This window comes from Arthrobacter sp. JCM 19049 (genome assembly GCF_001310435.1).
In genome coordinates this window covers 1-1,985 of sequence record NZ_BAXF01000406.1, presented here as the reverse complement: position 1 = coordinate 1,985, position 1,985 = coordinate 1, and the positions used below count along the sequence as shown (strand labels likewise).

General features: G+C 67.0%; 1 protein-coding gene, 2 pseudogenes and 1 riboswitch. Of the genes and pseudogenes, 1 reads left to right on the top strand and 2 read right to left on the bottom strand.

The window, feature by feature from the left end; genetic code table 11:
- A pseudogene (locus tag JCM19049_RS12735) lies at positions 1-477 on the bottom strand (PLP-dependent transferase); the annotation flags it as partial.
- An 89-nt stretch (positions 478-566) separates the two neighbouring features.
- Positions 567-686: riboswitch (SAM riboswitch) on the bottom strand.
- Between the two features lie 188 nt (positions 687-874).
- Here JCM19049_RS12735 and JCM19049_RS12730 point away from each other — a divergent pair.
- Positions 875-1,498 (top strand): annotated as a pseudogene (locus JCM19049_RS12730) (VOC family protein); the annotation flags it as partial.
- A gap of 122 nt (positions 1,499-1,620) precedes the next feature.
- On the opposite strand, the gene JCM19049_RS12725 reads toward JCM19049_RS12730, so the two are convergent.
- The coding region (locus JCM19049_RS12725; RefSeq protein WP_279403163.1) for a CPBP family intramembrane metalloprotease at positions 1,621-1,985 on the bottom strand (365 nt) is incomplete at its 5' end.

Sequence of the window (1,985 nt, the reverse complement as noted above, 5' to 3'; positions counted from 1 at the left end):
GGTTGGAGACCACCTCGCCGAACAGCGCCTTGGTGTTCGGGCGGATCGCGGCGCGCCACCCCTGCAGGTCGTCCGGGTCGGCCACGAAGCTGACCTCGATTCCCAGCTTGCGCAGCGTGTGCTTGAACAGGTTCTGGGTGCCCCCGTAGAGGCTGGGGCTGGCCACGATGTGGTCCCCCGCCTCGGCCAGGTTCAGGATCGCGAACGTGGTGGCCGCCTGCCCGGAGGCCAGCAGCAGGCACCCACCCCGCCCTCCAGGCTGGCAATCCGGTTCTCCACCGCCTCCTGGGTGGGGTTGCCGATGCGGGTGTAGATCGGTCCCAGGTCCTGCAGCGCAAAGCGCTCGGCCGCGGTCTGCGCGGTGGGGAATTCGAAGGACGTGGTCTGGTAGATCGGCAGGGCCCGGGCCCCGGTGTGCGGGTCCGGGCTTTGCCCGGCGTGGATCTGACGGGTCTCGAATGACCAGTTTTCGCTCATGGTTTTCCTCCCATAGTTCGTTGACTATTCGGGGGTACACCACTGAAATTCACCCTAAGAGGCCGGTGGCCGGTGAGTTCTCAGGGTGTAACCCGCGCTTGTCCTTGGCACACCTAGGTGTGCAGGGCCAGGTCTTCACCCGGGGCACCCCACCGCGGTTGGAGGGTTGCCGCCCAGCAAGCCGGGGCTCGTAGCTGGGACTCATGACCTGCCACCAGTGTGCCGCAGGCGCGGCGGACGATGCAATCGGCGCTGCGTCCGCGGCGTCGCAATCGGTCACACAACAGCCCACCCCTTGCACCGCACTTGGCACGTTCGGTCGGAACGTCAACACCTGGAGAAATAATTAGGCCACCCTAAGTCGAGACTTGGATCACAAAAATGGCATGATGATCGCATGATGAGGCTAGATCACGTTTCGTATGCATGTGGCCCCGATGCTGATGGAAACCGCCGAACGCATCTCCCAGACCCTGGGCCTGGAGTTCGTCAAGGGTGGGATCCACCCACGATTCGGAACTCGCAATGTAATTTTTCCGCTGCAGCACAACCAGTACCTGGAAGTCGTCGAGGTGCTGGACCACCCGGCAAGCCTCAAGGCCCCCTTCGGGCAGGCCGTGCGCGCCCGCTCCGAACTGGGCGGGGGCTGGATGGCTGGTGCGTGTCCCTAGATGAGATGGGCCAGGCCGAGCAGCGGCTGGGCCGCCAGGCCGTGCCGGGCAACCGCAAGTTCCCCGACGGGCGCGAACTGACCTGGCAGCAGATCGGGATCAAGGGCCTGATCGCCGACCCGCAGGTGCCCTACCTGCTGCGCTGGGACGACGGCACCGAGGACCTGCACCCCTCCCGCGCCCTGGACCCGGTGGGCTTCATCGATGAGATCACCATCGCCGGCTCCCGCGACCGGGTGCTGGAGTGGCTGGGCAAGCCCGATGAGGTGCAGCTGGGCGAGGTCACCATGAGCTACCAGTCCCCCAACGGGACCCCGGGCATCCTCTCGGTCACCTTCCAGACCCCCAAGGCGAGGTCGTGCTGTAGCCAAGGACGCAAGGATCAGGGGCAGGGCGTGAACCGCGAGCGTTCGCCCCCTGCCCCTGGTCCGTTAACCCGCCGGCGCCGCGGCGCAAAGGCCGGGCGGACGGCTCAGCCGCCGATCCCGATCGCCGGACCGATCAGTGCGAAGCCCACAAAGCCCACCGCGTCGAGCAGGAAGTGCGCGATCACCAGCGGCATCACCCGCCCCCACCGCAGGTACACCCAACCGAACACGGCGCCCATCACTGCGTTGCCGATGAACGGCCCGAATCCCTGGTACAGGTGGTAGCTGCCGCGCAGCAGCGCCGAACCCAGAAGCAGCGCCCAGGGGGCGATCTTCAGCGCCCGGCCGTGGGCGAAGAGGAAGGCCAGCATGAGCACCTCCTCCAGCACCGCATGGCGGGCCGCGGACAGCAGCAGCACCGGCACCGTCCACCAATGCCCCTCCAGGTTCGCCACCGACAGCGCGGTGG